This is a genomic window from Frigidibacter albus (assembly GCF_009908165.1).
Classification (GTDB): Bacteria; Pseudomonadota; Alphaproteobacteria; order Rhodobacterales; family Rhodobacteraceae; genus Frigidibacter; species Frigidibacter albus.
Window position 1 is genome coordinate 1 of record NZ_JAAAUC010000016.1, and the last position, 20,683, is coordinate 20,683.

The 20,683-nt window shown below is 68.6% G+C and carries 24 protein-coding genes; 8 read left to right on the plus strand and 16 right to left on the minus strand.

Going from position 1 to position 20,683, the window contains the following annotated elements; translation table 11 throughout:
- Window positions 1-1,570, plus strand: a 1,570-nt coding sequence (locus GVY41_RS18520; protein WP_161656929.1) for a 3-hydroxyacyl-CoA dehydrogenase family protein, incomplete at its 5' end; no start/stop codon positions are given.
- On the opposite strand, the gene GVY41_RS18525 is transcribed toward GVY41_RS18520, so the two are convergent.
- Window positions 1,567-1,782, minus strand: a complete 216-nt coding sequence (locus GVY41_RS18525; RefSeq protein WP_161348074.1) for a hypothetical protein — start codon at window positions 1,780-1,782, stop codon at window positions 1,567-1,569. The genes GVY41_RS18520 and GVY41_RS18525 overlap by 4 nt on opposite strands.
- Window positions 1,783-1,918: 136 nt before the next feature.
- Here GVY41_RS18525 and GVY41_RS18530 point away from each other — a divergent pair, with 136 nt between their 5' ends.
- Window positions 1,919-2,179 carry a DUF2312 domain-containing protein gene (locus GVY41_RS18530; protein WP_161348075.1) on the plus strand — a complete coding sequence of 87 codons (261 nt, stop codon included), beginning with the start codon at window positions 1,919-1,921 and terminating at the stop codon, window positions 2,177-2,179.
- Window positions 2,180-2,343: 164 nt separating this feature from the next.
- Here the strand turns inward: GVY41_RS18530 and infC are convergent, their stop codons facing one another.
- Complete coding sequence (gene infC / locus GVY41_RS18535; RefSeq protein ID WP_161348115.1) at window positions 2,344-2,883, minus strand: translation initiation factor IF-3; 540 nt, start codon at window positions 2,881-2,883, stop codon at window positions 2,344-2,346.
- A 258-nt stretch (window positions 2,884-3,141) separates the two neighbouring features.
- On the opposite strand from infC, the gene GVY41_RS18540 reads away from it, so the two are divergent.
- Window positions 3,142-3,717, plus strand: a complete 576-nt coding sequence (locus GVY41_RS18540; RefSeq protein WP_170301235.1) for a hypothetical protein — start codon at window positions 3,142-3,144, stop codon at window positions 3,715-3,717.
- 87 nt (window positions 3,718-3,804) lie between these two features.
- Here GVY41_RS18540 and GVY41_RS18545 read toward each other — a convergent pair whose 3' ends face one another.
- From GVY41_RS18545 to cobA, 6 genes are all read right to left on the minus strand, one after another.
- On the minus strand, window positions 3,805-4,644 hold the full coding sequence (locus GVY41_RS18545; RefSeq protein ID WP_161348117.1) for a ferredoxin--NADP reductase: 840 nt from the start codon (window positions 4,642-4,644) through the stop codon (window positions 3,805-3,807).
- A 79-nt stretch (window positions 4,645-4,723) separates the two neighbouring features.
- The gene (locus GVY41_RS18550; RefSeq protein ID WP_161348076.1) at window positions 4,724-5,098 is read right to left on the minus strand and encodes a DUF934 domain-containing protein; all 375 of its coding nucleotides are present in this window, start codon (window positions 5,096-5,098) and stop codon (window positions 4,724-4,726) included.
- The gene (locus GVY41_RS18555; protein WP_161348077.1) at window positions 5,095-5,877 is read right to left on the minus strand and encodes a phosphoadenylyl-sulfate reductase; all 783 of its coding nucleotides are present in this window, start codon (window positions 5,875-5,877) and stop codon (window positions 5,095-5,097) included. Before GVY41_RS18555 ends, GVY41_RS18550 begins: the two co-directional genes overlap by 4 nt.
- Window positions 5,867-7,531 carry a nitrite/sulfite reductase gene (locus GVY41_RS18560; RefSeq protein ID WP_161348078.1) on the minus strand — a complete coding sequence of 555 codons (1,665 nt, stop codon included), beginning with the start codon at window positions 7,529-7,531 and terminating at the stop codon, window positions 5,867-5,869. The genes GVY41_RS18555 and GVY41_RS18560 overlap by 11 nt, the downstream gene beginning before the upstream one ends.
- Window positions 7,524-7,829: a DUF2849 domain-containing protein gene (locus tag GVY41_RS18565; protein WP_161348079.1), complete on the minus strand. Its 306-nt coding sequence runs from the start codon at window positions 7,827-7,829 to the stop codon at window positions 7,524-7,526. Before GVY41_RS18565 ends, GVY41_RS18560 begins: the two co-directional genes overlap by 8 nt.
- Entirely contained in the window at window positions 7,826-8,602 is a 777-nt protein-coding gene (cobA, locus tag GVY41_RS18570; protein WP_161348080.1) for a uroporphyrinogen-III C-methyltransferase, read from the minus strand. Before cobA ends, GVY41_RS18565 begins: the two co-directional genes overlap by 4 nt.
- Window positions 8,603-8,736: 134 nt before the next feature.
- On the opposite strand from cobA, the gene GVY41_RS18575 reads away from it, so the two are divergent.
- The 3 genes from GVY41_RS18575 to GVY41_RS18585 all read left to right on the plus strand — a co-directional run bounded on the left by GVY41_RS18575 (window position 8,737) and on the right by GVY41_RS18585 (window position 11,290).
- Window positions 8,737-9,198 (plus strand): Lrp/AsnC family transcriptional regulator, encoded by a 462-nt coding sequence (locus GVY41_RS18575; protein WP_161348081.1) that lies wholly within the window; start codon window positions 8,737-8,739, stop codon window positions 9,196-9,198.
- 110 nt (window positions 9,199-9,308) lie between these two features.
- Window positions 9,309-10,148, plus strand: a complete 840-nt coding sequence (locus GVY41_RS18580; protein WP_161348082.1) for a glycosyltransferase — start codon at window positions 9,309-9,311, stop codon at window positions 10,146-10,148.
- Entirely contained in the window at window positions 10,148-11,290 is a 1,143-nt protein-coding gene (locus tag GVY41_RS18585; RefSeq protein ID WP_161348083.1) for a glycosyltransferase, read from the plus strand. The genes GVY41_RS18580 and GVY41_RS18585 overlap by 1 nt, the downstream gene beginning before the upstream one ends.
- Here the strand turns inward: GVY41_RS18585 and GVY41_RS18590 are convergent, their stop codons facing one another.
- The 7 genes from GVY41_RS18590 to rimK form a co-directional block, all read right to left on the minus strand.
- Entirely contained in the window at window positions 11,291-12,463 is a 1,173-nt protein-coding gene (locus GVY41_RS18590; RefSeq protein ID WP_161348084.1) for a cytochrome P450, read from the minus strand.
- A gap of 26 nt (window positions 12,464-12,489) precedes the next feature.
- The gene (tpiA, locus tag GVY41_RS18595) at window positions 12,490-13,236 is read right to left on the minus strand and encodes a triose-phosphate isomerase (RefSeq protein WP_161348085.1); all 747 of its coding nucleotides are present in this window, start codon (window positions 13,234-13,236) and stop codon (window positions 12,490-12,492) included.
- Window positions 13,237-13,329: 93 nt separating this feature from the next.
- Window positions 13,330-13,689 carry a HesB/IscA family protein gene (locus GVY41_RS18600; RefSeq protein WP_161348086.1) on the minus strand — a complete coding sequence of 120 codons (360 nt, stop codon included), beginning with the start codon at window positions 13,687-13,689 and terminating at the stop codon, window positions 13,330-13,332.
- 50 nt (window positions 13,690-13,739) lie between these two features.
- On the minus strand, window positions 13,740-14,447 hold the full coding sequence (locus GVY41_RS18605) for a DUF3307 domain-containing protein (RefSeq protein ID WP_161348087.1): 708 nt from the start codon (window positions 14,445-14,447) through the stop codon (window positions 13,740-13,742).
- A complete protein-coding gene (locus GVY41_RS18610) occupies window positions 14,444-15,079 on the minus strand; it encodes a hypothetical protein (protein WP_161348088.1) in 636 nt (211 codons plus the stop codon). Before GVY41_RS18610 ends, GVY41_RS18605 begins: the two co-directional genes overlap by 4 nt.
- A 119-nt stretch (window positions 15,080-15,198) precedes the next feature.
- Window positions 15,199-15,576 (minus strand): SUF system Fe-S cluster assembly protein, encoded by a 378-nt coding sequence (locus GVY41_RS18615; protein ID WP_161348089.1) that lies wholly within the window; start codon window positions 15,574-15,576, stop codon window positions 15,199-15,201.
- Window positions 15,577-15,769: 193 nt separating this feature from the next.
- Complete coding sequence (gene rimK / locus GVY41_RS18620; protein WP_373283315.1) at window positions 15,770-17,188, minus strand: 30S ribosomal protein S6--L-glutamate ligase; 1,419 nt, start codon at window positions 17,186-17,188, stop codon at window positions 15,770-15,772.
- A gap of 118 nt (window positions 17,189-17,306) precedes the next feature.
- Between rimK and tgt the strand changes: the two genes are divergently transcribed.
- Window positions 17,307-18,437 carry a tRNA guanosine(34) transglycosylase Tgt gene (gene tgt / locus GVY41_RS18625; protein WP_161348090.1) on the plus strand — a complete coding sequence of 377 codons (1,131 nt, stop codon included), beginning with the start codon at window positions 17,307-17,309 and terminating at the stop codon, window positions 18,435-18,437.
- Window positions 18,438-18,439: 2 nt separating this feature from the next.
- Here tgt and GVY41_RS18630 read toward each other — a convergent pair whose 3' ends face one another.
- Complete coding sequence (locus tag GVY41_RS18630; protein ID WP_161348091.1) at window positions 18,440-19,090, minus strand: exopolysaccharide biosynthesis protein; 651 nt, start codon at window positions 19,088-19,090, stop codon at window positions 18,440-18,442.
- A gap of 235 nt (window positions 19,091-19,325) precedes the next feature.
- Between GVY41_RS18630 and GVY41_RS18635 the strand changes: the two genes are divergently transcribed.
- Window positions 19,326-20,417 carry an alkene reductase gene (locus GVY41_RS18635; protein WP_161348092.1) on the plus strand — a complete coding sequence of 364 codons (1,092 nt, stop codon included), beginning with the start codon at window positions 19,326-19,328 and terminating at the stop codon, window positions 20,415-20,417.
- The last annotated feature ends 266 nt before the right edge of the window (window positions 20,418-20,683 follow it).

A 20,683-nucleotide genomic window follows, 5' to 3' on the forward strand; every position in this document is an offset into this window, starting at 1 on the left:
GGGGGCAGGGGCCGCGCTGCAGCTGTTGCTGGCGGGGCGCATGGTCCCCGCGGCCGAGGCGCAGGCGGCCGGGCTGATCGAGATGGTGACGGAGGCCGCGCTGCCGGCCGCGCGGGCGGCGGCGGCGGCCTTGGCGGCGGCCCGCGCTGGCGGCGCACCGGTGCCCTTTGCGCGCGATCCGCAGCGGGGGCTTGGCGATCCGGCGGGGTTCTTGGCGGCGGTGGCGGGGGCACGGGCGCGTCTGTCTGGTGACCTGCCCGCACCTTGGCAGATCGTGGACTGTGTCGAGGCGGCGCTGCTGCTGCCCGAGGCCGGCGGGCTGGCCTTCGAGCGGGCGGTGTTCGAGGCGCTGGCGGCGACGCCCGAGGCGCAGGCGCTGTGCTGGATGGCAGCGGCCGAGGCGGAGGGCTGGGACATGGCCGCGGCTGCGCCCGTGCCGGGGCCGGTTGCGATGACCACCGAGGCTGCGGACCCTGCGGCGGATCTGCTGGCCGGCGGGGTGCCGGTCCGGCTGCTTGGGCAGGATGTGCCGGCCTTGCGCACCGCGCTGGAGGCCATCGCCGCGCTGCAGGAGGATGCGGTCGCCGCCGGGCGGATGACCGAGGCGGCGCGCGATGCCGCCTGGGACCGGTTGTCGGCCACAACGGATGCGACGACCCTGGCCGGGTGCCAGGTCGGGATTGCTGCGGATGGATCTCTGGCCGTGCTGGAAGGCGCGCTGCCCCCCGGCGCCTTGCTGGCAGGCTTTGCTTGGCCGCTGCCCGGGATCGGGCTGCAACGGCACGCGCCGCTGGACGGGCTGCCGCTGCTGGAGATTGCCACGGACGGGTCCTCGCCGGCGCTGGCCGCGGGCCTTGGCCTCGCACGCGCCATGGGACGGGTGGCGCTGCCCTGCCAACCCGGCAGCGGGGCCCTTCCGGGCCCGCGACTGCGGGCGGCGCTGTGGCAAGCGGCCGAGGATCTGCTGCTGCTGGGGGCGACGCCCGCGGCCGTGGATGCGGCGCTGCGCGGATTTGGCTTTGCGACAGGCCCGTTCGAGGCGATGGACCGCGCCGGCCTGACCCGGCAGGCCCCGGGGACAGAGCGGCTGCGCCCGGGCCTCATGGCGCAGCTGGCGGCCGCCGGGCGCACGGGCCTTTCGCGGCGGCGCGGCTTTCTGGCCTGGCCCGAGGGCGCGGCGCAAGGCACCGACGATCCGGGCGTGCTGGCGCTGATCGCCGAGGAGCGGTGGGTGCAGGGCCTGCCCGCCCCGCATCAGGGCGGCATCACCCGAGCCGAGATCTGCCGCCTCGCCCTCGCCGCACTGGCCAATGAGGGCGCGCGGATGCTGTCGGCGGGGGTGGTGGCCAGCGCCGGGGCGCTCGATCTGCTGGCGGGCGCCACGCTTGGCTTTCCGCGCCACAGGGGCGGGCCGATGCACTGGGCGGGCGCCAGCGGCGGGCGCACCGGGCTCCTGGCGATGCGCAACACCCTCAAGGCGAAGGCCGAGGCGCTGCCGCCGCAGATGGCCGGGTTCTGGGCACCGGACCCGCTCTGGGACCGGCGGATCCGCGCGGGGCGGCGCTTCTAGGCCAGCACGATCCCCAGCACCACCAGCATCAGCCCCAGCATCGAGGTCATCAGCGCCGCAAGGTTCAGCGTCACCGCCCTTTGCAGGCGCAGGCGCAGCGCTTCGTCATCCAGTCCCGCGCCGCGCGCCCGCGACACCGCCACGATGCACCACACGATGCCGACCAACCCCGCCGCCGAAACCGCCGCGCCGATCCAGATCAGGTTCTCCATGCCGCCCTCCTCAGGTTTGCGCCGTCTTGGCCGAACCCGGCTCCCCTTGCAAGCCTTGGCTTGCGGGGCCTTGCAGCGCGGGGGCCATCCGACTAGCAAGGCCGCAAACAACCGGCCCCCATCCGAGGAGACGCAGATGAATGCCCCTGTGACCGACGCCGCCTATAACGTCACCGCCGACGAGTTGCGCCAGTTCATCGAACGCTTCGAGCATCTCGAAGCCGAGAAGAAGGATATCGCCGAGCAGCAAAAAGAGGTGATGGCCGAGGCGAAGGGCCGCGGCTACGACACCAAGGTGATGAAGAAGATCATCGCCATCCGCAAACGCGACAAGAACGACCTCGAGGAAGAGGAAGCCATCCTCGAACTCTACAAATCCGCCCTCGGCATGGCCTGACCAAGGCCGAAGGGGCACTCCTTGCCCCTTCTTGCTGGCGGAAATATCCCGGGGGGCGCGGGGGGTTGGCCCCCCGCTTCTTCGGTCGGACCCAAGCATCGCCCCAAAACAAGAAAAGCCTCCCAGGCCGGGAGGCTTTCTTCATACCGCAGTAAAGCGAAAGCCTACCGCGGTCCGATCATCATCACCATCTGCCGGCCTTCCAGGCGCGGCATCGATTCGACCTTGCCCTTTTCGCCGACATCGGCGGCGACGCGGTTCAGCAGATCCATCCCCAGATCCTGGTGGGCCATCTCGCGGCCGCGGAAGCGCAGGGTGATCTTCACCTTGTCGCCCTCTTCCAGGAACTTGAACACCGAGCGCATCTTGACCTCGTAGTCATGCGAGTCGGTGCCCGGGCGGAACTTGATTTCCTTGATCTCGATGATGTGCTGCTTCTTGCGGGCCTCGGCCTCGCGCTTCTGCTGCTCATACTTGAACTTGCCGAAGTCCATGATCTTGCAGACCGGCGGCACGGCGTTCGGAGAGATTTCCACCAGATCTAGCCCGGCCTCTTCAGCCATCTGCATGGCGCGGGCCGGCGTCACGACCCCCACGTTTTCGCCATCTGCACCGATGAGCCGGATTTCGGTCGCGCGGATGCGGTCGTTGATACGTGGTCCCGTGTCGCGTTGCGGCGGGGCATTGTGGGGTCTGCGGGCTATGGTTGGATTCCTTTTATCGCCAACATCGTGTGGCGCGCAAAATAGTCCCCTGCGCCCGGCACTTCAACCGGCATTTCACGGATTTGCGAGCCTACCCGGCCAAAACGCCCGGCGCGGCGCCGGGTTCCGGGCAGGGGCGGGTGGATTTCCGGCCTCCCTGCGGCGCTTGGGCCGGCCCCGGGCGCTTCCCCTTGCGGGGGTGATCTGGCATAGATTGCGCAGTTTCGGCCGCGCCCCGCGGCCCCGAAGGAGAGCACCATGAAAAAGATCCTGGTCATTGTGGCTGTGATCGCCGTCGCTGCCGGCGGCTGGTATTACTATGCCGAACAGCAGCGCGCCGCCGAAGAAGCCGCCGTCGCGCAGGCCGCGGCCGATGCCGCCGCCGAAGCCGCTGCCGCCGAGGCTGCCGCCGCGGAAGAAAAAGCCGCCGAGGAAGCTGCCGCCAGGGCCGCCGAAGAGGCCGCCGCCGCGGCCGCTGCCGAGGCCGCCGCCGCTGTCGAGGCCGCTGCGACCGAAGCCGCCGAAGCTGCCGCTGCTGCTGCCGAAGCCGCCGAAGCTGCCGCCGCCGAAGCCGCTGCCGCCGCGCAGAACGTGACCGATCAGGCGACCGCTGCCGCCACCGAAGCCGCAAACGCCGCCGGGGATGCCGTGGCCGATGTGGCGGGCATGACCGCGCAAAACTTTGAGGCCGAACAGCTGAAGGCCGCGCTGGACAATTCGAACCTCGACGCGCCGATCCGGGATGCGCTGAAGCAGGCCGTGGATGCCGCCGCCTCCAACCCGGCGCTGGCCGAGGCGACCATCGCCCGGGTGCGGGACGCTCTGGGCATGTAAGGGCGGGGCCACTCCGGCCCCCAAACGAAAAACCGCCGCGCGAGGGTTCCTCGGGCGGCGGTTTGCGTTTCGGAGTGTGTGGTAGGCTCAGACGCCCTCGCCGACGAAGGCTTTTTCCACCACATATTCCCGCGGCTCGGAATTGGCGCCCTCGCGCAGGCCGAAGCTTTCCAGCACCGCCATCACGTCCTTGTTGAACGCTAGGCTGCCGCAGACCATGGCGCGGTCGCCCTCTGCCGTGATCGGGTCGATCCCCAGATCGGCAAAGACCTTGCCCGAAGACAGGTTGTCGGTGATCCGTCCCATATGGCCCGACGGCTCGCGGGTGGTGGTGGGGTAATAGAGCAGCTTGCCCTCCACCATCTCGCCGATCAGCTCGTCGGTCTTCAGCCCCTCGATCAGCTCGGCGCCATAGGTCAGCTCTGCCGCCGTGCGGCAGGTGTGCATCATGATGACCTGATCGTATTTCTCATAGGTCTCGGGGTCGCGCATCAGGCTGGCGAAGGGCGCAATGCCGGTGCCGGTGGCCAGGAACCAGACCCGCTTGCCGGGCAGCAGCGCGTCATGCACCAGCGTGCCGACCGGCTTGGGGCGCAAGATGATCTCGTCGCCCACCTTGATATGCTGCAGCTTCGAGGTCAGCGGGCCATCGGGCACCTTGATCGAGTAGAATTCCAGCTCGTCATCCCAAGCCGGCGAGGCGATGGAATAGGCGCGCAGCAGCGGTTTGCCATTGTCGCCCATCAGCCCGATCATCACGAACTCGCCCGAGCGGAAGCGCAAGGATTGCGGCCGCGAGACGCGGAACGAGAACAGCGCGTCCGTCCAATGGGTCACGGCCGTCACCGTCTGGGCGTCGGGCAGGTGCCTGGGGGCGGGGACGGTCGCGGCAGCGGGGGAGTCTTGGGTCAAGGCGATCTCTGTCATATGGGGCAGGCGCGAGGACGGCAGCTCTCGCACGCATCTCCTTCTAAGGTGTAAATCGGGATAAGGAAAAGCCCCGCTGTCAGCCGCGCAGCCGCGACTGATAGTCATGGGCCTGCCAGTCGGCGCGGAACTGCCAGTGCTCGGCCGGCTGGCGGGTGGCCAGATCGGCCGAGATTTCCACCTCGTCGAAGCCGGCGCGGCGGGCCATCGTGTACTGGTCGGCCAGAACATGTCCGCGGGCGCGCAGCCGCCCCGAGAAGCCGAGGCTGCGCAGGCGGCGCGCGATGGTGAAGCCGCGGCCATCGGAAAAGCTGGGGAAGTCGACCCGCACCAGCTGCGCGCCGTGCAGCCGGTCCTCGATTGTGGACAGGCAGGTGTCTGGCGCCAGATCCAGCGCCGGGGCGCCGGACCAGTCGTCCGGGTGGAAACCGTCGTCACGGACGATCACGCTCATTTCACGTCCTCCTTCTCAGCAGCAACCGGCCCGCGCACCATGCGCCCGCCGATGAAATGGATCCCGCATTCGGATTTCTCCGATCCGCGCCAGCGGCCCGCCCGCGGGTCCTCGCCGGGTTTCACCGGGCTGGTGCAGGGGGCGCAGCCGATGGACGGATAGCCCCTGGCCACCAGCGGATGCCGGGGCAGGCGGTTCTCGGTCATGTAGTCTTCCAGATCCTCGCGGCCCCAATGCGCCAGCGGGTTGATCTTGATGCGGCGGCCGTTGTCCTCTTCCTCGAAGAAGTCGATCTCGGCGCGGGTCTGGCCCTGATAGCGCTTGCGCCCGGTGATCCAGGCATCGAACTGCGACAGGGCGGTTTCCAGCGGCACGGTCTTGCGCAGCGCGCAGCAGGCATCGGTGCTGAACTGGTGCAAGGTGCCGTCGGGATCGTCCAGCGCCAACGCGGCATCGGCCGCGCGGATGGTGCGGATGTCGGTCAGGTTCAGGCGCTCTGCCAGCAAGGTCTGATACTCCAGCGTTTCTTGGAACAGCATCTGGGTATCAATGAACAGCACCGGCAAGGCGGGTGCCATGACCGAGATCAAATGCAGCAGCACCACCGATTCGGCGCCGAAGGACGAGACCAGCGAGATGCGCCCAAGGTCGGCATCGCGCAGCGCATGTTCCAGCACCGCCACCGCGCCGTGATGGCGGTAGCGGTCGTTCAGCCGTGCCACCCGCTCGGCGATGGGGTCAAGCTCGGGCGCGAGAACGCGCAGCGCGCTAGGCGGCATCGCGGGCCTCTTCGGGGTAGAGCGCAGCCTTGAATGGCGCCGGGCCAAGCCGGCGGAAGGCGTCGATGAAGGTCTCTGTGGGCTCTGTCCGCTTGTCGATATAGGCGCGCAGCAGCCGTTCGATGGCCGGCACCACCTGGTCATAGGCAAAGCCGGGCCCCGCCCGCTCGCCAATCGCTGCGGTTTCGGTGTGATCGCCGCCAAGGGTGATCTGGTAATTCTCCACCCCCGCCCGGTCGAGCCCGAGGATGCCGATATGCCCGACATGATGGTGCCCGCAGGCATTGATGCAGCCCGAGATCTTGATCTTCAGCGCGCCGATCTCCTGCTCCAGCCCGATGGCCTGGAAATGCGTGGCGATTTCCTGCGCCACCGGGATCGAGCGGGCGGTGGCCAGCGCGCAATAGTCCATCCCCGGGCAGGCGATGATGTCGGAGATCAGCCCGACATTGGCAGTCGCCAGCCCCTCGGTCTTCAGCGCGGCATGGATCGCCGGCAGGTCCGACTTGTGGACATGCGGCAGGATCACGTTCTGCTCATGGCTGATGCGCAGCTCGTTGTGCCCGTAGCGTTCCGCGAGGTCCGCCAGCAAACGCATCTGCGCAGATGAGGCGTCCCCGGGCGTCTCGCCATGCGCCTTCAGGCTGACGGTGACGATGGCATAGCCGGGCGCGCGGTGCTCGGCGAGGTTGGTACCCGCCCAGGCACGGAACACCGGGTCCGAGGCCAGCGCCGCTTCGAACCCATCCGTGGGGGCATTGCGGAAGGCGGGGGGCGTGAACTGCGCCTCGATCCCCTTCAGGATCTGCTGGTCGACGCCGCTGAACTGGGCGCGGGTCTCCACGAACCGCTCTTCCACAGCCGCCTTGAACACGTCGATGCCGTTCTCGAACACGGTGATCTTGATGCGCGCCTTGTACTTGTTGTCGCGCCGGCCCATCACGTTATAGGTGCTGACGATGGCCTCCAGATAGGGCAGCAGGTCCGCCTTGGGCAGGAAGTCGCGGATCACCGCGCCCAGCATGGGGGTGCGGCCAAGCCCGCCGCCCACCAGCACCTCGAACCCGACCTCATCGCCGCGGCGGACCATCCGCAGCCCGATATCATGGGCGCGGGTCACGGCGCGGTCATTGGGGCTGCCGGTGATGGCGATCTTGAACTTGCGCGGCAGGAACTGGAATTCGGGATGGTCGGTGGACCATTGCCGGATCAGCTCTGCCACCGGGCGCGGGTCTTCGATCTCATCCGCCGCGGCCCCGGCGAAATGGTCGGCGGTGGTGTTGCGGATGGTGTTGCCGCTGGTCTGGATCGCATGGATGCCGACCTCGCCGAGGCTGTCGAGGATGTCCGGCACATCCTTCAGCTTCGGCCAGTTCAGCTGGATGTTCTGCCGCGTGGTGAAATGGCCATAGCCCTTGTCCCAGCGGTCCGCGACCTCGGCAAAGCGGCGCATCTGGCCGGGGTTCAGCGTGCCATAGGGAATGCAGATCCGCAGCATATAGGCGTGCAGCTGCAGATACAGGCCGTTCATCAGCCGCAGCGGCCGGAACTCGTCCTCGGTCAGGCTGCCGTCGATGCGCCGCTCCACCTGGCTGCGGAACTGGGCATTGCGCTCGGCCAGGAAGGCACGGTCGAAGGCGTTGTAATCATACATTGGCGGCCTCCTGCTTGCCGTGCGGATAGTTCGACGGGCCGCGGGTGCGGAACGCCTCGCGGAAATGCGTGGGCTCGGGGCCAGCGGGGCCCGCCTTGGCCTCGGCCAGATAGGGGCCGACGACGCGGGCCGGCTGGCCGCTGGCGAACAGCAGCCGCAGCTGCGCATGGGCCTCGTCCTCGATCAGCTCGGCCTCATGGTGCGCGCGGCTCCAGCGGTCATCGGCGGTCAGGTAGATCACGTCGCCTTCCAGCAGATCATTGGCGGTGACGACTTTTGGTGTGAAACGGCGGCTCATTGCAGGGCCTCCTTGAGTGTCGGCAGGGTGGCTTGGGCCGCGCGGGGGGCGAGGCCGAGCAGAAGAACGGCGGGACCGGTAACATCTTCAAGACAGGCCGGCAGCGTGGCCAGCGTCGCGGCGATGATCCGCTGATCGGGGCGGCTCACATTCTCGACGATGGTGACGGGGGTGCCGGGCGGGGCGCCATGCATCATGAGCCGCCCCTGCACGAAGCGCGCGGCCTTCTTGCCCATGTAGATCGCGGCGACCGATCCCGGCGCCGCCAGCGCCCGCCAGTCCTGGTCGGCAAAGCCGCTTGTGTCATGGCCCGTCAGGATCCGCAGATCCGAATTGCGCCCGCGCCGGGTCAGGCTCTGCCCCAGGCTCGCTGCCGCGGCGACCGAGGCGGTGATGCCCGGCACGACGGCAAACGCGATTCCCGCCGCCTCCAGCGCATCCGCCTCCTCGTCCAGCCGCCCGAAGATGCCGCAATCCCCGGCCTTCAGCCGCAGCACCCGCCGCCCCGCCCGCGCAAAGGCCACGATCAGCGCGGTGATCTCGGTCTGCGGGGTGGAGGGGCCGAAGCCCTCCTTGCCGATGTCGATCAGCGTGGCCCCGGGCCCCGCCAGCGCCAGCACGCCTGCGCCGACCAGCCGGTCATGCAGCACGATATCGGCCTCGGCCAATGCCCGCGCCGCCTTCAGCGTCAACAGGTCCGGATCGCCGGGGCCTGCGCCGACGAACAGCACGGCCGGCGCGGCGAGGGTGGGATGGCTGGCGGTGACGGTCATGGCGGGCCCCTTGTGATCTGCCCCAATATAGGAAAAAATTCCCCACCAGCGCCATATGCCCTTGCTGATAAGGACATTTGTTCCGATACTGCGCCGCAGAAGGCCGGGTGTCTTGGAAAACGGGGAAAAGGCGAATGTCAGTCCGCATAGACGAGATGGATCGGAAAATTCTTGCCGAACTGCAGGAGGATGCTGGCCAGTCGCTGGACGAGATCGCCCGCAAGGTCGGCTCCTCCAAGACGCCTGTCTGGAACCGGATCCGCAAGCTGCGCGAGGCCGGGGTGATCGGCCGCCAGACCATGATCCTCGATGCCGAGGCCCTGGGCCTCGAGGCCTGCTTCTTCGTGCTGATCCGCACCAGCGAGCATGAGGCCGACTGGCAGCGCCGCTTCCTCGGCACGCTGCGCGCCCGCCCCGAAGTGCTGGAGGCGCACCGGCTGGCGGGCGATATCGACTATATCCTGAAGGTCCGCGTCAAGAACGCCCGCGCCTATGACCAGTTCTACCAGGCCCTGATCTCCGAGGTGAAGATCCACAACGTCACCGCGCTGCTGTCGATGGAAGAGATCAAATCCACCACCCTGCTGCCACTCTGATCCCTTTGCCTTTTGGCAAATATCCTCCGGGGGTCCGGGGGTGGAAAACCCCCGGCGCTTGCACAGGGCGCCGCCAAAGCCCAGATAGGCGCCACAGCAAAGGGGCGATGATGAACACCGAACTGATCCTCTCCACCTATAACAGCCCCCGCGCGCTGGTGCTGACCCTGCTCTCGGTGGCGCGCCAGACAAGGCGGCCCGAGAGCATCTGCGTCGCCGATGACGGGTCCGGCCCCGAGACGGCGGCGGCGATTGCTGACGTGCAGGCGCGCTTTCCGGGTCTGCCGATCCGCCATGTCTGGCACGAGGATCGCGGCTTCGAGAAGAACGTGATCCTCAACAAGGCCATCGCCACCTCGCAGGCCGAGTATCTTGTGTTCATCGACGGCGATTGCCTGATCCATCCCGGTTTCATCGCCCGGCATCTGGAGCTTGCGCGCCCCGACCGCTTCCTCTCCGGCAGCCTGATCCGGCTCGACACCCCCACGACCGAGGCGGTGACCGAAGAGGACGTGCTGCAGGGCCGCGTCTTCGACCGCGACTGGTTGGCGCAGACCGGCACCTTCGGCCGTTTCAGCACCCGCCTGAAGGCCGGCCTGCTGCCCAAACCCGCCAGCCATCTGCTGGAAGCCGTCTATCCCGTGGGCCGCAACTGGTGCGGCGCCAACGGCTCCGCCTACCGCGCCGCGATCCTCAGGGTGAACGGGCTCGACGAGACGATGAAATATGGCGGCGGCGACAAGGAATTCGGCATAAGGCTCGAAAACTCCGGCGTGAAGGGCCGCCACATCCGCTTCACCGCGCCCTTGGTGCATCTCGACCATCCCCGCGGCTACAAGGACGCCGAGAAGATCAGGGCGCACCGGGCGCAGATCCAGGCGGCCCGCGCCTCGGGCAAGATCTGGGCCGAGGCGGGGATCGACGGGCACCTTTCGGGCGGGGCACCGTGATGCGCTTTGCCATTGCCACCGGCGGCTACCACAAGCCGGGCGAGACCTTCGTGAACCGCCATATCGAGCATCTGTTCGGCGGCGATACCGTGGTCATCGCCAACAAGCTGAACGGCAGCAATCCCTACGCCCGCCCCATGATCCGCCGCTCGCGGCAGGGGTTCGGCGCCGCGGACCTGTGGCAGCAGCCGCTGGCCTCGGTGGTGGGCAAATGGCGCTATGGCGCGACCTCGGTGCCCTACGGGGAGACCCGCCGCGCGCTGGAGGTGTTCCTGCGCGCCGAGCGGGTGCAGGCGATCCTTTGCGAATTCGGGCCCGAGGCGGTGGCGCTGGCGCCTGTCGCGGGTGCCATGGGCCTGCCGATCTTCAGCTATTTCCGCGGCTATGACGCCTCGAAAGACCTGCGCAAGCCGCGCAACGTGCGGGCGCTGCGCGCGACCATGCCGCGGCTGGCGGGGGTGTTCGCGGTGTCGCAATTCCTGCTGGACAACCTGGCGCGCCACGGCATCACCCATCCGCACAGCCATGTCATCCCCTCGGGCGTGGCAACGGCGCGCTTCGTGCCGGGCGACAAGCAGCCGGGCAGCTTCCTCGCCGTGGGCCGGCTGATCGACAAGAAGGCCCCCGACATCACGCTGCGCGCCTTCCTCGCCGGGGCAGGGGATCACCCCCAGGCCCGGCTCGACATCGTCGGCGACGGCCCGATGCTGGAGCCGCTGCGCCAGAGGGTGGCCGCCGCCGGCATGGGTGCCCGCGTCACCCTGCACGGCGCGCTGCCGCATGAAGAGGTGCGCGAGATGCTGGCCCGGGCGCAGGTCTTCGTGCAGCACTCGCTGACCGACGCCAAGGGCAATACCGAGGGCCTGCCGACCTCGATCCAGGAGGCGCTGTCCTCGGGCTGCATCGTCCTCTCCACCCGCCATGCGGGCATCCCCGAGGCGGTGATCGAGGGCGAGACCGGCTATCTGGTGGCGGAGCGCGACGAGGCGGGCTTTGCCGCCCTGATCCGCGGCGTGCTGGACGGCAGCCTGCCGACCGAAGACATGGCCGGCCGGGCGCGGGCACTGGCGGTAGAGCGCTTCGACAATGGCCGCCTGCTGGCGCTGCTGGAGGAACGGCTGCTGGCGCTGATGCCCGCCTGATCAGCGCGTCACCACCAGCCGTTCCAGCCCGTGAAAGTGGTAGAGGTTCGCGTAGCGCGGCTTGCCCTTCATCCGCAGCCCCGGCAGCCGCGCAAACAGCATCGGCAGCGCCACCTGCAACTCCAGCCGGGCCAGAGGCGCCCCGATGCAGAAATGCGCGCCGCCCCCGAAGGCGAGGTTCGGCTTCACCAGCCGGTCGGGGATGAACTTCCCCGGCCGCTCCCATCCCTGCGGATCGCGGTTGGCGCCCGCCAGCAGGCAGCCGATGCGGTCCCCGCGGGCAAAGGCGTGGCCGGCGATCTCCATATCCTCATGGACCCATCGCAGGAACAGGTGCAGCGGCGGATCGAAGCGCAGGATCTCCTCGACCAGCGCCTCGATCCGATCCGGTGACAAGGCTTCCACAGGCACCTTCGCCTCCAGCAAGGTCTTGATCCCATTGCCAAGCGTATGCACCGTCGCCTCATGCCCGGCATTGAGCAGCAGGATGCAGGTCGAGATCAGCTCATCGGGCGTCAGCGCATCCCCCGCCGCGATCAGATGGCTGATGAGGTCATCCCCCGGCTGCCGGGTCCGGTCCGCGACCAGCCCGCGCAGGTAGCCCGAGAAGGCGATGGCGGCGGCGACCGCGGCATCCTCGGTGGCCCGGTCGCGGCGGGCCTGATACATGCCGACCATCGCGTTCGACCAGGCCACGAGGTCCGGCGCGCGGCTCTCCGGCACCCCCAGCAGCCGCGCGATCACGATCACCGGCAGATGCTGCGCAAATCCCGCCAGCAGGTCCACCGGCCCCTCGGGCAGCGCGTCGATCAGCCGGTGGGACAGCGCCGCAATCTCGGGCGCCAGCCCCGCGATCCTGCGCGAGGTGAAGGCGCGCAGCACCTGGCCCCGCAGCCGCGTCTGCACCGGCGGGTCCAGCTCCAGCATCGAATGCGCCTCGATGGCATAGAAGGGCGCGAGGTGCGGGGGGATCACCGGCGCGAACTCCGGCGGCGGCGCCCGCCCCAGCCGCCGGTCGCGCAGGATCACCCCGATGGTCGCGGCGCTGGCCGAGACCGGCAGGCCGTAGTCCTCCCACATCACCACGGCGCCCGCCGCGCGGACCCGGTCATAGAACGGATAGGGGTTCTGCACGAAAGCCGGGTCGGTCGGGGATTGCTTCAGGCTTTGCATGAAGATCCCCTCGCAAGTCGTTGAAATCAGGCCGTCTCCAGCGCGGTGACGATACCCCCGAAATCCACCGCCTTCAGCGAGGCCCCACCCACCAGCGCGCCATCAACATCCGGGATCGCAAATATTTCCGCCGCGTTCGAGGGCTTGACCGACCCGCCATAGAGCAGGCGGAACGCGTTGCCCTCCTCGCCGAACCGCGCGACCAGTTCGGCACGCAGGAAGCCATGCACCTCGGCGATCTGGTCATTGGTCGGGGTGCGCCCGGTGCCGATGGCCCAGACCGGCTCATAGGCGATCACGGTCGTCGCGCCCGTCGCCGCATCCGGCACCGACCCGGCAAGCTGCCCGCCGATCACGTCCAGCGTCGAGCCTGCATCCCGCTCACCTTCCGTCTCGCCGACGCAGACCACCGCCACCAGCCCGGCAGCGTGCGCCGCCTCGGTCTTGGCCAGCACCATCGCATCGGTCTCGGCATGGTCCGCCCGCCGCTCGGAATGGCCCAGGATCACATGGCTGGCCCCGGCATCGGCCAGCATCTCCGCGGATATGTCGCCGGTATGTGCGCCCGAGGGTTTGGCGTGGCAATCCTGCCCGCCAATCGCCACCGATCCGGCGCCGGGCCGCGAGGCCATGCGGGCGATCAGCGTGGCGGGCGGGCAGATCAGCACATCGCAGGCAGGCGAGGGAAACGCCGCCGCCAGCGCATCGAACTCGGCCAAGGAGGCCGCCGTGCCATTCATCTTCCAGTTGCCAGCTGCCAGTTTCCGCCGCATCGCCATTCTCCTCAATCCCGGGTCGGGCACAGACTAGGCAAGCCGGGCAGGGTTGGAAATGGGCAAATGCAGCTGCAGCGATCAGGCGCCGGTTCAGGCTGCCGGCTCGTCCTTGAAGCGGATCGACTCGCCGCAGCCGCAGGCCTCGGCGACATTGGGGTTGTTGAACTTGAAGCCCGCCTCCAGCAGCGAGGTTTCATAGTCGATCTCGGTCCCGAACAGGAACATCTGCGCCATCGGCGCGATCATCACCCTTGCGCCGCCTTGCTCCACCACCTCGTCCATCGGGCCGGGTTCGGCGGCGATCTCCATCGTGTATTCCATCCCCGCGCATCCGCCCTTCTTGACGCCGATGCGCAACCCATGCGCACCGTCCTTCGCCATCAGCCGCGCGATCTGGGCGGCGGCGGCGGGGGTGATGGAGACGGGGGATTGGCCGGGGATGCCGAACATGGGGTGGTCCTTCTATGTTGCCCCCAACATAGGGCGCAGATGCCGAAATCTCAAGCCAGCGTGGCCAGAAGCCGGGTGGTGGCAAGTGCGGCGAGGATCGCCCAGCCAAAACTCGCCAAGGTTCCGATGATCACATATTCGGAAACCGCGCGGTCTTCCGAGGCGGTGACGGTGCCAAAGCGCAGGATCGACTTGGCGGCGATCAGGAAGCCGATGGCCTCGGGCTGGCCGGCGGTCATCAGCACGAAGATCAGCCCGCGCTCCAGCAGGCCGATGACCTGCCCGCCCTTGGGCAGCCCCTCGGGCGGATGCGCCGCGGCAAGGCCGGCCATCAGCAGCCCCACGGCAAAGCCCCCGGCGCGGGTGGCAAGCACCAGCCCCGCCAGCCACAGCAGGCCGGTCAGCACGGCCCCGGCCTCCGGCAGCAGCCCCGGCCAGTATCCGCTGGCCCAGAGGTCCGGCATCAGCGCTGCCGCCAGCGCCAGCGTCGCCAGATGCGCCGCCTGATCGCCAAGGAAGGCGCCCAGGCCCGGCGGCAGCCGCAGTTTCACCCAGTCGATCAGCAGATGCGCGGCGGCCAGCGCCAGCAGCCCCGGCGCGGCGGGTTGCCCGGTGACGGCCTGCGCGGATGCCAGCACCAGCGCCGCGTGCAGCAGCAGCACGCCGGGGCGGCGCTTCCGTGCCACCATCCAGCGGGTCTGCAGCACGAAATCGGCGAGGATATGGGCGATGAGGAGGGCGGCGAAGGTCTGGATCATGGGGCCTCTCTTGCGCCGCGGTCGTCTTCCCAGGCGGTGATGGCGTCGCGCAGGCTTTGCACAGAGCCGGCCGCGAGCCGATAGCTGACCGCTTGCGGGCTGATGCCAAGCGCGCGCCCGATTTCCTCCAGCGTCGGCGCCGGGTAGGGCAGCGCCAGGGCTGCTGCCTCGGCTTGCGGCCGGGTCCAGCGCAGCACGATCCCCTCGATCAGGTCCACGATGATCTCGTCCCGCGTGTCCACATCGGTTCCGGCGATGGCAAAGCGGCGCGTGCGGCGCATCTTGTCCAGCGCGTGCCCCGAGGCGGTCAGCGCCGCGCCCCGCGCATCCGACAGGTCGGCGGTGCCGAGGCTCTCCACCGCGCCAAGGCCAATGGCAATGCGGGTGGTCAGCAGACCGTCCTGCGCGCGCAGGCAGGCATGCAGGTAGACCGCAGCGCGCAGCGCAAGTTCGGGATCGGTGCGGATCTGCCAGCCATCGCCGCGAAACCGGGTGAACCGGGCGCTGCTACCTTGCCAGCGCGCGATCTCCTCCGCCGCAGCGGCCAGACGCGCCATCGTCGGCTCCAGCGCCTCGGGGGCGTCGGTAGAGCCGATCAGGTCTCCGGTCAGAATGGCGGCGGATTTGGTCATGGGATCAAGCCTAGTCGCTTGATTCGAGTTTATCAAGCTCTGAGGCTTGATCGACTGAACATCAAGTCCTCAGGCTTGATGCAAGGCATATCAAGCTTTCAGGCTTGATATGGTGCAGATCACATGAACCCCAACTCCAGCCGCGCCTCGTCGGACATCATGTCCATGCCCCATTGCGGCTCCCAGGTCAGCTGCACGTTGACCATCTTCACCCCGTCCAGCGGCTCGATCGCCTCGGCGACCCAGCCCGGCATCTCACCGGCGACCGGGCAGCCCGGCGCGGTCAGGGTCATGATCACGTCGACCTCGTTCTCGGCATTGATCTCGATGGTGTAGACCAGCCCCAGATCATAGATGTTCACCGGGATCTCGGGGTCGAACACAGAGCGGCAAGCCTCGACCACGTTGTCGTAAAGCGGATGGTCGGTGCTGGACGGCTTGATCAGCGGCGTGCCTTCAAGCGGGTCGGCAATCGGGGAGGCGGCTTCGGCGTTCATGGCACTCTCACTGGGTTGTTGAGAGATTATATAGGGAATACCCGCGCCCCGGTCCAGTGCCGCCGACAAAGCCGCTCTCGCCCGCTTGCCCTTTGCCTTTTCCAAATATCCTCGGGGGGCGCGGGGGGCAGAAGGCCCCCCGCTTCTTTCGCTTCATGCGGGGCAGACGGCCCCCCGGCGCCAGCCACAAGCGCTACGCCCCCGCCTCGCGCCGCTTCCGTGCCGGCGCCGGCCGCACCCGCCGCTCGATCTCCTCATACAGGATCTGCGCCACATTGCGGCCCGAGGCGCTTTCCACGCCCTCGAAACCCGGCGAGGAGTTCACTTCCAGCACCTTCGGCCCGTCATCCGATCGCAGCAGGTCCACCCCCGCCAGCCCCAGCCGGAAGGCGCGGGCGGCGCGCAGGGCCACGTCGCGTTCCTCGCGGGTGAGCTTCACCGGTTCGGCCCGCCCGCCCTGATGCAGGTTGGAGCGGAACTCGCCCGGCGCCGCCACCCGGCGCATGGCGGCAGCGATGCGCCCGCCGATCACCAGCGCGCGCACATCCTCGCCGCCCGCCTCGCGCACGAATTGCTGCACCAGGAAATCCGCCTTCAGCCCGCGAAAGGCCGAGATCACCGATTGCGCGGCCTTGCGGGTTTCGGCCAGCACCACGCCGCGGCCTTGGGTGGATTCCAGCAGCTTCACCACCAGCGGCGCCTGGCCCACCAGGTCGATCAGGTTGCCGGTATCCTTCGGAGACGACGCGATGGCCGTCACCGGCATCGGCACCCGGTGCCGGGCCAGCACCTGATGCGCCATCAGCTTGTCGCGGCTGGCGAGGATCCCGTCCGAGGGGTTGACGACGAAGGTGCCCGCCGCCTCGAACTGGCGCAAGATTGCGGCACCGTAGGCGGTGACCGATACGCCGATGCGCGGCACCACCGCGTCATAGCGGGGCAGGCGCTGGCCGTCATACCACACCGCGGGCTCGGCGGCGTTGATCGCAAGGTAGCAGCGGGTGGTGTCCAGCACCTCGACCACATGGCCGCGCGCCTCGCCTTCCGTCACCAGCCGCCGGGTGGAATAGGCACCGCCCTCGCGCGACAGCACGGCGATGCGCAGGGTGCGGGGCGGGGCGGCGGTCTTCATCGCGGCGGAGTGGTAGACCTCATACCCCAGCAGCGGTTGCACGAAGCTGTCCTGCGGGCGCACCGTCACATCCTCGCCAAGCGCCTGGCGGCCGATCAGCATCCGGTAGGCCATTGACCCGCGGTCGGTCAGCGTCACCTCCACCGGCCAGCGGCGGTCACCAATCTGCAACTCGGTGCGGATGACGTAGCGGTAGTCCATCTCGCCATTGGATGAGATCACCTCGCGCCGGTCGATGGCGCGGGCCGAGCAGGGGATGGTCACGTCATTGCGCCCGGGGATCGGGTGGATGGCGAAGCGGACCTTGGGGGCGTTGATCGGCCCAAAGGGCTCGATGTCGAAGGCGTGCAGCGCCGAGGTGCGCGCCCCGGTATCGACCTTGGCCTTCAGCGCCGGCAGGCCGAGGCCGGGGAGGGCCACCCATTCCTCCCATCCCAGAAGGAAGGGGGCCTTTTCGCCGGGCTCTCGCATATCCTTCATGTCCTCGTCCTTTAGGTGTCGTGGCCTTTGGGGGCCGGAGGTGACCCGGCTTGGATTCCCCCCAGAATCGTCTATCAGGGGGCGCCCCGTCCAGATGGCCGGGCAGATGAGGCCCCAGATGACGCAGAAGTTCGACTTCCATGTGACAGCCACCGACGGGGCCGCCCGGACCGGGGCGATCCACACGCCGCGGGGAGAGATCCGCACGCCAGCTTTCATGCCGGTGGGCACGGCCGCCACGGTGAAGGCGATGCTGCCCGAGAATGTGCGCGCGACCGGCGCCGACATCTTGCTGGGCAATACCTATCACCTGATGCTGCGCCCCACGGCAGAGCGGGTGGACCGGCTTGGCGGGCTGCACCGCTTCATGAACTGGGACCGGCCGATCCTGACCGACTCGGGCGGCTTTCAGGTGATGAGCCTCGCCGCCCTGCGCAAGCTGACCGAGGAAGGCGTGCGCTTCAAATCCCATATCGACGGGTCCAGCCATTTCCTGACGCCCGAGCGCAGCATGGAGATCCAGCGGCTGCTGGGGTCCGATATCGTGATGTGCTTTGACGAATGCCCGGCGCTGCCGGCGACCGATGCCGAGGTGGCCAAGTCGATGCAGCTGTCGATGCGGTGGGCGCAGCGCTCGCGCGATGCCTTCGGCGACCGGCCCGGCCATGCGCTGTTCGGGATCCAGCAGGGCGGCGTGACGCGCGAGCTGCGCGAGGAAAGCGCGGTCGCCCTGCGCGCCATCGGCTTTGACGGCTATGCCATCGGCGGGCTGGCGGTGGGCGAGGGGCAGGAGGCGATGTTCGGCGTGCTGGACTATGCGCCGGGGATGTTGCCCGAGGACAAGCCGCGCTATCTGATGGGGGTCGGCAAGCCCGATGACATCGTGGGCGCGGTGGAACGCGGCGTCGACATGATGGATTGCGTGCTGCCCTCCCGCTCTGGCCGCACTGGGCAGGCCTTCACGCGGCGCGGCGTGGTGAACCTGCGCAACGCCCGGCACATGGATGACCCGCGGCCGCTGGACGAGGACTGCACCTGCCCCGCCTGCCGCAGCTACAGCCGCGCCTACCTGCATCATGTGCTGCGCAGCCAGGAGATCATCGCCTCGATGCTGCTGACCTGGCACAACCTGCACTACTATCAGGAGCTGATGGCGGGGCTCCGTGGGGCGATTTCCGAAGGGAATCTTTCGGGATTTGTCGGGGCCTTCCATGCGCAGCGGGCCGAGGGCGACATCGAACCGCTCTAGGCTCACCCCAAAAGCCCTATGGCCAGCGAGGCCGCGGCACCGACAAAGCCAAGGCCGATCAGCACCAGAACCCCGTCACGGACCAGCAGCCCCAGCGACATCACCGAGATGGCAGCACCGAGGATGGAGGAGGTGAAGGGCAAGAGCTCCAGCGCCGGCATGATCGCGCCGCAGAGCATGCAGACCACCAGCACCAGCTTGTCGAAGGGTGCCGCGGTCAGCCAGGGCATCCGGCGGCCGGTATGCTTGTCGATCCAGCGGGCGGGCTTTTCGATGACCGACAGCGCCTTTTCGGTTTTCGGCCCATCGAGCTTGCGGCGCAGGATCCAGCCCGGCAGCCACAGGCTTTCGCGCCCGAACAGCATCTGCGCCGCGATCAACGCGATGGTGATGCCGCAGACCGAGGGCAGGAGCGGGATGCCGCTGGCCGGGGAGAGCACCAGCAGGGCCGGTAGCAGCATCACCGGCGCGAAAGAGGCGCTGCCCATGGCGGCGATGACCTGGCCGACCTCGACCTTGCCGTCGCCAAGCTCGCTCTCGGCCTGTTCGAGAACCTCGCCAAGCGAGTCGGGAACGTCATCGGACGGAGGCTTGTCGTCCTGGCGCTGGTCTGCCGGGGCAGGGCCGGTGGCGAGGGGGGCTCGTTCGGTCATTGTCGCTCCATCCTTGACCCTGCCAACCTCCGGCAGCGGCAGGGGTTCCGCCGGCGGGGGGACGGGCCGATCTGCACAGCGGCTGTGCGCGGGGGCGAGGATGCCGCATTCCGGCCTTGGAAGACAGGGGTAAGCGGGGGCGCGCGTCCGTGCCGCGCCGCGGCGCACGGGGTTTGCAGGGGCAGCATGGCGCCCTACCTGAAGGCCAGACTATGCGTTCCCGAAAGGACCGATGATGACCGAAGCCTTGTTCACCCCCGCCCAGCTTGGCGACATCCAGATTGCCAACCGCGTGGTGATGGCGCCGCTGACCCGCAACCGTGCCACCCATGATACCCATGCCCCCCATGACCTTCATGTGACCTATTACAGCCAGCGCGCCAGTGCCGGGCTGATCGTGACCGAGGGCGCGCAGATTTCGCCCGAGGGCAAGGGCTATGCCTGGACGCCGGGGATCTACAGCCCCGAGCAGATCGCCGGCTGGAAGAAGGTGACGGACGCGGTTCATGCCAGGGGCGGCAAGATCGTGGTGCAGCTGTGGCATGTGGGGCGCGTCTCGCACACCTCGCTGCTGGACGGGGCGGATCCGGTTGCACCCTCGGCCATCGGCGCGGGCGGGCGGACGTTTGACGGCAAGGGGTTCGTCGAGACCTCGGTGCCGCGGGCGCTGGAAGAGGACGAGATTGCCCGCGTGGTGGACGATTACCGCAAGGCGGCCATCGCGGCCGATGCGGCGGGCTTTGATGGCGTCGAGATCCACGGCGCCAATGGCTACCTGATCGACCAGTTTCTGCGCGACGGCGCCAACAAGCGCACCGATGGCTATGGCGGCAGCATAGAGAACCGCACCCGCTTCCTGTTCGAGGTGCTGGAGGCGGTGACGGGCGTGCTTGGCGGCGGGCGGGTGGGGCTGCGGCTGTCGCCGTTCTCGAACGCCAACGGGCTGACCGACAGCGACCCGATGCCGCTGTTCAGCCATGCGGTGAAGGGACTGAATCGCTCTGGCCTTGCCTTCCTGCATCTGGTCGAGGGCCAGACCGGCGGCAGCCGCGATCTGCCCGAGGGCTGCAGCATCGACGCGCTGCGGGCGCTGTTCGACGGGCCCTACATCGCCAACAACGGCTATGACCGCGGAATGGCGATCGAGGCGGTGGCGACGGGGCGGGCGGATGCGGTCGCGTTCGGCAAGCCGTTCATCTCCAACCCCGATCTGGTGGAACGCCTGCGCCGGGACGCGCCGCTGAACGCTGGCGACAGCGCCACCTATTACGGCGGCGGGGCGGAAGGCTACACCGACTATCCGGCGCTGGAAGACGCCAGGGTCTGAGCCACGGCCATAGCCCCCCGCTGCGCGGATGATCCTGCGCAGCGGGGGCCGCGCAGGCCTTGCCCCTCGCGCGGATTTGCCCGCGCGGGGCCTTCGCGCCTTGCAATCTTGCTTGAACCCAAGGCCCGCACCCGTCATTCTGGCGGGAACGACTGCGGGAGCCCCGCTTGAAACGCCCCGCCACGGCCCCCAGATATTGGGACTGAGACGCGGGGAGGGCCAAGCGCTGCCAATACTGGGGCCAGCGCCCTCCTGCCGAGAAGAGG

Coding starts and splice junctions, on each gene's coding strand:
- GVY41_RS18525 (WP_161348074.1), bottom strand. CDS start 1,782: ATGGAGAACCTGATCTGGATCGGCGCGGCGGTTTCGGCGGCGGGGTTG.
- GVY41_RS18530 (WP_161348075.1), top strand. CDS start 1,919: ATGAATGCCCCTGTGACCGACGCCGCCTATAACGTCACCGCCGACGAG.
- GVY41_RS18540 (WP_170301235.1), top strand. CDS start 3,142: ATGAAAAAGATCCTGGTCATTGTGGCTGTGATCGCCGTCGCTGCCGGC.
- GVY41_RS18545 (WP_161348117.1), bottom strand. CDS start 4,644: ATGACAGAGATCGCCTTGACCCAAGACTCCCCCGCTGCCGCGACCGTC.
- GVY41_RS18550 (WP_161348076.1), bottom strand. CDS start 5,098: ATGAGCGTGATCGTCCGTGACGACGGTTTCCACCCGGACGACTGGTCC.
- GVY41_RS18555 (WP_161348077.1), bottom strand. CDS start 5,877: ATGCCGCCTAGCGCGCTGCGCGTTCTCGCGCCCGAGCTTGACCCCATC.
- GVY41_RS18560 (WP_161348078.1), bottom strand. CDS start 7,531: ATGTATGATTACAACGCCTTCGACCGTGCCTTCCTGGCCGAGCGCAAT.
- GVY41_RS18565 (WP_161348079.1), bottom strand. CDS start 7,829: ATGAGCCGCCGTTTCACACCAAAAGTCGTCACCGCCAATGATCTGCTG.
- cobA (WP_161348080.1), bottom strand. CDS start 8,602: ATGACCGTCACCGCCAGCCATCCCACCCTCGCCGCGCCGGCCGTGCTG.
- GVY41_RS18575 (WP_161348081.1), top strand. CDS start 8,737: ATGTCAGTCCGCATAGACGAGATGGATCGGAAAATTCTTGCCGAACTG.
- GVY41_RS18580 (WP_161348082.1), top strand. CDS start 9,309: ATGAACACCGAACTGATCCTCTCCACCTATAACAGCCCCCGCGCGCTG.
- GVY41_RS18585 (WP_161348083.1), top strand. CDS start 10,148: ATGCGCTTTGCCATTGCCACCGGCGGCTACCACAAGCCGGGCGAGACC.
- GVY41_RS18590 (WP_161348084.1), bottom strand. CDS start 12,463: ATGCAAAGCCTGAAGCAATCCCCGACCGACCCGGCTTTCGTGCAGAAC.
- tpiA (WP_161348085.1), bottom strand. CDS start 13,236: ATGCGGCGGAAACTGGCAGCTGGCAACTGGAAGATGAATGGCACGGCG.
- GVY41_RS18600 (WP_161348086.1), bottom strand. CDS start 13,689: ATGTTCGGCATCCCCGGCCAATCCCCCGTCTCCATCACCCCCGCCGCC.
- GVY41_RS18605 (WP_161348087.1), bottom strand. CDS start 14,447: ATGATCCAGACCTTCGCCGCCCTCCTCATCGCCCATATCCTCGCCGAT.
- GVY41_RS18610 (WP_161348088.1), bottom strand. CDS start 15,079: ATGACCAAATCCGCCGCCATTCTGACCGGAGACCTGATCGGCTCTACC.
- GVY41_RS18615 (WP_161348089.1), bottom strand. CDS start 15,576: ATGAACGCCGAAGCCGCCTCCCCGATTGCCGACCCGCTTGAAGGCACG.
- rimK (WP_373283315.1), bottom strand. CDS start 17,188: ATGAAGGATATGCGAGAGCCCGGCGAAAAGGCCCCCTTCCTTCTGGGA.
- tgt (WP_161348090.1), top strand. CDS start 17,307: ATGACGCAGAAGTTCGACTTCCATGTGACAGCCACCGACGGGGCCGCC.
- GVY41_RS18630 (WP_161348091.1), bottom strand. CDS start 19,090: ATGACCGAACGAGCCCCCCTCGCCACCGGCCCTGCCCCGGCAGACCAG.
- GVY41_RS18635 (WP_161348092.1), top strand. CDS start 19,326: ATGACCGAAGCCTTGTTCACCCCCGCCCAGCTTGGCGACATCCAGATT.